A 7,463-nucleotide genomic window follows, 5' to 3' on the forward strand; every position below is an offset into this window, starting at 1 on the left:
GTGACAGATGAGCCGGCGTGGCATGCCACGTGGGTCGAGCCGAACCCGTACGACATCGGCGATGACGAGGGCGACGACGCGTCGGCCGCGGCCGACGCCGCAGAGAAGGTGCTGCTCAAGAAGCTGCGCACCCGCTCGCTGTCGGTGCGCGAAGCACGCGCTGTCGTCGTGGCGCAGGATCTCGATGCAGCCGCCGTCGATCGCCTGCTGGAGCTCTTCCTTCGCCGCGGCTACCTCGACGATGCCGCGCTGGCTGATCAGCTCGTGTACACGGCTGTCGAGCGCAAGGGGCAGGGACGACACGTCATCGCCCAGACCCTTGCCAAGCGCGGCATTCCCCGCGACATCGCCGACGTCGCGATCGCCTCGCTTCCCGACGACGACGCCGAGCGCGCACTCGAGTTCGCCCGCGGCAAGGCCAGGAGCCTCGCCTCACTCGATCGCGACACCGCCGTGCGGCGGCTCATGGGGCAGTTGGCGCGCAGGGGATACTCCGGCAGCACCGCGCTGAGCGCGGCGAAGCAGGCCCTCGATGAGACCGGCTCGGCATCGGGCGTGCGGTTCCGCTGACGCTGAGCGTCCCGGCGGCGCCACGCGCCGCGCCGGATCGTAGAATGGGCGGATCATGACGACCCCCTCCACCACCCCGACGCTCATCGCGCCGTCCGACGCCGCGCGCGCGGCCGACGGCGGCGCCCGCACCTACGAAGTGCGCACCTTCGGCTGCCAGATGAACGTGCACGACTCCGAGCGGCTCTCGGGGTCGCTCGAGAGCGCCGGCTACGTCCGTGCCGAGTCGGGTGCCGAGGCCGACGTCATCGTCATCAACACGTGCGCCGTGCGCGACAACGCCGCGGGCAAGCTCTACGGCACGCTGGGACACCTGAAGTCCCGCAAGGACAAGCACGAGGGCATGCAGATCGCCGTCGGCGGGTGTCTCGCGCAGATGGACAAGGACGCCGTGCTGCAGAAGGCGCCCTGGGTCGACGTCGTCTTCGGCACGCACAACATGGGTTCGCTGCCGGGCATGCTCGAGCGCGCACGCCACAACGGTGAGGCCGAGCTGGAGATCCTCGAGGCCCTCGAGGTGTTCCCGTCGACGCTGCCCACCAAGCGCGACAGCGTCTACAGCGGCTGGGTGTCGATCTCGGTCGGCTGCAACAACACCTGCACGTTCTGCATCGTGCCGAGCCTGCGCGGCAAAGAGAAGGACCGCCGCCCGGGCGACATCCTGGGTGAGATCCGACTGCTCGTCGACGACGGAGCGATGGAGGTGACCCTCCTGGGACAGAACGTCAATTCGTACGGCGTCGAGTTCGGCGACCGTCAGGCCTTCGGCAAACTGCTGCGTGCGGCGGGGGAGATCCCCGGCCTCGAGCGGATCCGCTTCACGAGCCCGCACCCGGCCGCGTTCACCGATGACGTCATCGACGCCATGGCCGAGACCCCCGCCGTCATGCCGCAGCTGCACATGCCGCTGCAGTCCGGCAGCGACCGCATCCTCAAAGCGATGCGTCGGTCGTACCGCAGTGCGCGGTTCCTCGGCATCCTCGACCGCGTGCGCGCCAAGATTCCGGACGCCGCGATCTCGACCGACATCATCGTGGGCTTTCCCGGCGAGACCGACGAGGACTTCGAAGAGACGATGCGCGTCGTCGAGCAGGCGCGCTTCGCGAGCGCGTTCACCTTCCAGTACTCGATCCGCGAGGGCACGCCCGCAGCGACCATGCCCGACCAAGTGCCCAAGGCCGTCGTCCAAGAGCGTTACGAGCGGCTCGCCGCGCTGCAGGACCGTATCTCGCACGAAGAGAACGAGAAGCAGCTGGGTCGTGAGCTGCAGGTGCTCGTCTCGACGGGTGAGGGCAAGAAGGACGCCGCGACGCACCGGCTCACGGGCCGCGCCGAAGACAACCGGCTCGTGCACTTCGAGGTTCCGGACGGGTCGGAGACGCCGCGTCCGGGCGACGTCGTCTCGGTCGTCGTGACGCACGCCGCCCCGTTCCACCTGCTCGCGGACTCGCCCGACGGCGCGCCGCTGCGTATCCGGCGCACCCGCTCGGGCGATGCGTGGGACCGCGCCCAGGCCGACTCGTGCGGCGTGCCCGCCCCCGCGGGTGCCGGTGGAGCTCCGCGCCCCGTCGCGCTCGGGCTGCCCACCCTGCGACCCGCGTAGGACCGTGCGTTCGCCCGCCCAGGCCCGGCACGCTCGCTCTCGCGCCCGGCACCCGCACCCCGCCGGTGGCCGGGCGCCCGGCCAGGCCGTACCCCGCGCGCGCGCACGTTCGCTGAGCGCGCGCGGGACGGAAGCGACCCCGAATGCCTGAAACGACCGCGCGGCTGTGGGCTGTCGTCGGGGCGACCGGAACCGGAAAGACGGCGCTCTCGCTCTCGCTGGCAGAGGAGCTCGCCGAGCAAGGCCGTTCCGCCGAGATCGTCAACGCCGACGCGATGCAGCTCTACCGCGGGATGGACGTCGGAACCGCCAAGCTGCCCGCGGCAGAGCGGCGCGGCATCCCGCATCATCTGCTCGACGTGCTCGAGGTCACCGATGAAGCGGCGGTGGCCTGGTATCAGGAAGCCGCGCGCGCAGCGATCACGGCGATCCACGCACGCGGGGCCGATGCGATCCTCGTGGGCGGCTCGGGGCTGTATGTCTCCAGCGTGCTGTACGACTTCCGGTTTCCGCCGCGCGATGCCGCCGTGCGGGCCCGACTCGAGGCCGAGCTCGACGAGCACGGACCGGGAGTGCTGTTCGCACGGCTGCGCGAGGCCGACCCCGCGACCGCTGCGAAGGTCGACCCGCGCAACGGCCGACGCGTCGTGCGCGCCCTCGAGGTGCTCGAGCAGGGGGAGCGCACGCACGGCGCCGCGCTTCCCGACGCGCCCGTGCTGTGGCATCCGCACACGCGGGTGATCGGCGTCGGGGTGCCGCGTGAGCTGCTCGTCGCACGTCTGGATGCCCGCGTCGAGGGCATGTGGCGCGACGGGCTCCTCGACGAGGTGCGGATGCTGCGCGACCAGGGCCTCGAGCAGGGCGTCACGGCCCGTCGGGCGATCGGTTACGCGCAGGCGCTGTCCGAGCTGGCCGGGGATCTGACGCGCGAAGAGGCGATCGCGCAGACGCAGGCGCTCACGCGGCGCTACGCCCGCCGCCAGGTCTCGTGGTTCCGGCGCTACGACGACGTCACCTGGGTCGAGCCCGGCGTTCCCGCCGCCGGCGTGGCCGTGCGCCGCTAGGCTGAACCGGTGCCCCAGACGATCGCCTTCACGAAGGGCCACGGCACGGGGAACGACTTCGTCGTGATCCCCGACCCGGACGGTGCCCTCGACCTCTCGGACGACCAGATCGCCGTGCTCTGCGACCGACGCTTCGGCATCGGCGCCGACGGGATCCTGCGTGTCGTGCGCACGGATGCGATCGACGAGGGCGTCGAGGCGGCCGCATCCGGGGTCACCTGGTTCATGGACTACCGCAACGCCGACGGTTCGAAGGCCGAGATGTGCGGCAACGGGGTGCGCGTGTTCGCGCGGTACCTCACCGAGGTCGGCTGGGCGGATGCCGCTGACCCGCTGCCGGTCGCAACGCGCGCGGGCACCAAGACCGTCACCCGCAGCGATCGCGGCTTCGAGGTGGATCTCGGCACCTGGCGCGTCGAACCCGACGTGCTCGTGCGAGCGCGCGGAGTGGGCGCGCCGCGCCCGGGGATGGGCATCGACGTCGGCAATCCGCACGTCGTCGTCGCGCTGCCCGACACCGAGGAGCTCGACGCCCTCGATCTCACGGCGCGCCCGCAGCTGAACCCCGAGCCGCCGGCGGGCGCGAACATCGAGTTCGTCGTGCCGAGCGACCCGCTCGTGCACGATGGCGTCGGCTCGATCCGCATGCGCGTGTTCGAACGGGGCGTCGGCGAGACGCTCAGCTGCGGCACGGGGGTCGCAGCCTCGGCCCTCGCGGTGCGCGAATGGGCAGGACCGACGGCGCCCGACCAGTGGACGGTCGACGTGCCCGGTGGCCGTCTCGGCGTGCGGATGAGCGCCGGCCGGGTCTATCTCGCGGGTCCCGCGACGCTCGTCTACTCGGGCGAGGTGACGCTGGCCTGAGCCTGCTCAGGGCAGCGTGATGGGCTCGCTCGGCGGCATCCCGTGCCGGCGCACCCGGAGGACGCGGAACCCGCGTCCCGTCGCGGCACGATGCACGCTGTAGCCCGGCGCGAACGTCGCCGCGAGCCAGCGCTGCAGTGAGTCCGAGCCGAGGTTGCGCTGCACGACCAGCCACGCGTCCGAGCGATCGTCCAGCCGGGGGATCCACCGCTCGAGCAGTCCGTGCAGTTCGCTCTTGCCGACGCGGATGGGCGGGTTGGAGCGGATCGTGCGGAAGACGACATCGTCGGGAACATCTTCGGGGCGCACGGCGTTGACGTTCTCGAGCCCGAGCGACTGGGCGTTTCGTCGCACGAGATCGAGGGCGCGCTCGTTCACATCGACGGCCCACACGGTCGCGTGCGGCGATTCCAGCGCGAGGCTCAGCGCGATCGGCCCCCACCCGCATCCGAGATCCAGCAGCTGGCCGCCCGGCGGCGCGGCAGGACTGTTCGCCAGAAGGACGCTCGTTCCCGCATCGACGTGCGCGGGGCTGAACACTCCGCCGGCCGTCGTGACCTCGACCTCCCTGCCCGCGAGGGTGGCGCGGATCCGACGCAGGTTCTCGGGACTTGCGGGGGTGGCGCTGAAGTAATGCTCGCTCCCCATGAGTGACGAGCGTAGCGGAGGTGGCCTCACAGGGGGGAGGCTAGAATCCTCGGGCGATCGCCCGCCGTGCATGACGAATCACATGCCGCCCCTTCCGGGCGGCATCCGAAAGGAACACATGACCGATACGACGACACCCGGCAGCACCGACGAGACGCCGCTCGAAGAGATCGACGCGGTGGATCGCGTGCTGGCGCGCGCCGATGCGCGGTCGGGGGTTCGCGTGTTCGGTTCCGCGCAGGCGCTGCAAGATGACACGACCGTCGCCCGGACCGACGCCGACGGCGAGCAGTGGGACCGTGAGGAGCGCGCAGCGCTGCGCCGCGTTCCGGGCCTGTCGACCGAACTCGACGACGTCACCGAGGTCGAGTACCGGCAGCTGCGTCTCGAGAACGTCGTACTCGTGGGCGTGCACCCGCAGGGAGAGCAGGCGGATGCCGAGAACTCGCTGCGCGAGCTCGCTGCGCTCGCCGAGACCGCCGGTGCCGTCGTCCTCGACGCGGTCATGCAGCGCCGACCCCATCCCGACCCCGCGACCTATGTCGGACGCGGCAAGGCCGAAGAGCTGCGTGACATCGTCGCCGCCGTCGGCGCGGACACGGTCATCGCCGACACCGAGCTCGCGCCCAGCCAGCGCCGTGCGCTCGAGGACGTCGTCAAGGTCAAGGTGATCGACCGCACGACGGTGATCCTCGACATCTTCAGCCAGCACGCCAAGAGCCGTGAGGGCAAGGCCCAGGTCGAACTGGCTCAGCTCGAGTACCTGTTGCCGCGACTGCGCGGCTGGGGCGACTCGATGAGCCGTCAGGCCGGTGGGCAGGTCGGCGCGGGCGGGGCCGGCATGGGCTCACGCGGTCCGGGCGAGACCAAGATCGAGCTCGACCGGCGTCGCATCCGAACCCGCATGGCGCAGCTGCGCCGCCAGATCCGCGACTTCGCTCCCGCGCGCGATGCCAAGCGCGCCGAGCGCAAGCGCAACACGATTCCCGCCGTCGCGATCGCCGGCTACACGAACGCGGGCAAGTCGAGCCTGCTCAACCGGCTGACGCGCGCCGGCGTACTCGTCGAGAACGCGCTGTTCGCGACGCTGGACACGTCGGTGCGACGTTCGCAGACCTCGGACGGACGCGTCTACACGCTCACCGACACCGTCGGGTTCGTGCGCAACCTGCCGCACCAGCTCGTCGAGGCGTTCCGTTCGACGCTCGAAGAGGTCGGCGAAGCGGATGTGCTGCTGCACGTCGTGGACGCCTCCCACCCCGATCCCGCCGCGCAGCTCGCGACCGTCCGCGACGTGATCGGCGACGTGGGGGCGCGCGAGACGCGTGAGATCGTGGTGTTCAACAAGGCCGACCTCGTCGACGACGACAGCCGTCTCGTGCTGCGCGGCCTCGAGCCGAATGCGCACTTCGTCTCGTCCCGCACGGGCGAGGGCCTCGAAGAGCTGCGCGCCGTGATCGAAGAGGCGCTGCCTCTGCCCGCCGTCGAAGTGCGCGCGATCGTGCCCTACGACCGCGGCGACCTCATCTCGGCCGCCCACGAGACGGGGATCATCCTCGACCAGGAGCACCGTGGCGAGGGGACCTATCTGCACGCGCACGTGAACGAGCGCCTCGCCGCCGAACTCGCGGTCTTCCCCGCCTGAGCGGCGCCGTCAGTCGCCCGTCGCGAGTGTGACGGGCGGCACATCCGGCGGCGTGAAGCCGAACACGGCGCCCAGGAACGCCAGTTCGGTCTCGAGCGCGTGCACGACCGTCTCGGCCTTGCGGAAACCGTGGCCCTCGCCCTCGTAGAGCACATACGCGTGCGGCACGCCGTGCGCCGCGAGAGCGTCGCGCACCGCTTCGGACTGCGCCGGCGGCACGACCCGGTCATCGGCGCCCTGCAGCAGCAGCAGCGGCACACGGAACAGTGCGGGACGGCTGAGCGGCGATCGCTCGATGTAGACGTCTTCGGCCTCGGGCAGGGGGCCGATGAGCCCGTCGAGATAGCGTGCCTCGAAGTCGTGCGTGTCGGCCGCGAGGGAACGCGCATCTCCCACGCCGTAGCGTGAGATCCCCGCCGAGAACGCGTCGGTGCGCGTGACGGCGGCGAGCACCGTCCACCCGCCGGCCGATCCTCCCGCGATCGCGATGCGCGCGGAGTCGGCGACACCGGATGCTGCCAACCCGGCGGCCGCCGCCGCGACATCATCGACGTCGACGACGCCCCACTGTCCGCGCAGCCGTTCACGGTAGGCGCGCCCGTATCCCGTGGAGCCACCGTAGTTCACGTCGAGCACGCCGATGCCGCGGCTCGTGAGGTAGGCGACCTTGCCGGAGGCCGCCGGTCCGGAATGCGCCGTCGGGCCGCCGTGCACGAACACGACGTACGGCGGCAGCTCGTCTGCGGGGGCGGTCGCCCGCGGATTCGTCGGGGGATAGTCGAACGCGTGCACGGGGCCGTGCGGGCCGTCGAACGTGACGGCGCGGGGCTGCGGCATCCATTCGCGTCCCCACGCGGTCTCACCGCCGCGGACGACTCGGGCGCCGGCGGGGTCGTCGACGTCGACCAGCCACAGCGCCGGTCCCGAGACGGTGTCGGCACCGCTCACGAGCACGCGCGTTCCCGAGACGTCCTCGATCGACGCGTTCGCCGAAACGGGCAGGCCGAGCGGAGTCGCCGTGCCGTCCGCGAGGTCGACGACGACGACCTCGTCGCCGCCGTGCGTCCGC

The 7,463-nt window shown here is 71.5% G+C and carries 7 protein-coding genes; 5 read left to right on the top strand and 2 right to left on the bottom strand.

The genetic code is table 11. From position 1 onward, the window contains the following. The 4 genes from ACFC3F_RS14745 to dapF form a co-directional block, all read left to right on the top strand. The coding region (locus tag ACFC3F_RS14745) for a regulatory protein RecX (protein ID WP_376131371.1) at positions 1-570 on the top strand (570 nt) is incomplete at its 5' end. A gap of 55 nt (positions 571-625) precedes the next feature. Continuing rightward, positions 626-2,173: a tRNA (N6-isopentenyl adenosine(37)-C2)-methylthiotransferase MiaB gene (gene miaB / locus ACFC3F_RS14750; RefSeq protein ID WP_376131374.1), complete on the top strand. Its 1,548-nt coding sequence runs from the start codon at positions 626-628 to the stop codon at positions 2,171-2,173. A gap of 143 nt (positions 2,174-2,316) precedes the next feature. Further along, positions 2,317-3,237 carry a tRNA (adenosine(37)-N6)-dimethylallyltransferase MiaA gene (gene miaA, locus ACFC3F_RS14755; RefSeq protein ID WP_376131376.1) on the top strand — a complete coding sequence of 307 codons (921 nt, stop codon included), beginning with the start codon at positions 2,317-2,319 and terminating at the stop codon, positions 3,235-3,237. A gap of 9 nt (positions 3,238-3,246) precedes the next feature. Continuing rightward, on the top strand, positions 3,247-4,101 hold the full coding sequence (dapF, locus tag ACFC3F_RS14760; protein ID WP_376131379.1) for a diaminopimelate epimerase: 855 nt from the start codon (positions 3,247-3,249) through the stop codon (positions 4,099-4,101). 6 nt (positions 4,102-4,107) lie between these two features. On the opposite strand, the gene ACFC3F_RS14765 is transcribed toward dapF, so the two are convergent. Next, the gene (locus ACFC3F_RS14765; RefSeq protein WP_376131382.1) at positions 4,108-4,749 is read right to left on the bottom strand and encodes a class I SAM-dependent methyltransferase; all 642 of its coding nucleotides are present in this window, start codon (positions 4,747-4,749) and stop codon (positions 4,108-4,110) included. 118 nt (positions 4,750-4,867) lie between these two features. On the opposite strand from ACFC3F_RS14765, the gene hflX reads away from it, so the two are divergent. Beyond that, positions 4,868-6,394: a GTPase HflX gene (gene hflX, locus ACFC3F_RS14770; RefSeq protein WP_376131384.1), complete on the top strand. Its 1,527-nt coding sequence runs from the start codon at positions 4,868-4,870 to the stop codon at positions 6,392-6,394. Between the two features lie 9 nt (positions 6,395-6,403). Here the strand turns inward: hflX and ACFC3F_RS14775 are convergent. Next, positions 6,404-7,463 (bottom strand): alpha/beta hydrolase family protein (locus ACFC3F_RS14775; protein ID WP_376131387.1); only part of this gene is annotated, 1,060 nt, incomplete at its 5' end.

This window comes from Microbacterium sp. NPDC055910 (assembly GCF_042271185.1).
Taxonomy (GTDB): domain Bacteria; phylum Actinomycetota; class Actinomycetes; order Actinomycetales; family Microbacteriaceae; genus Microbacterium.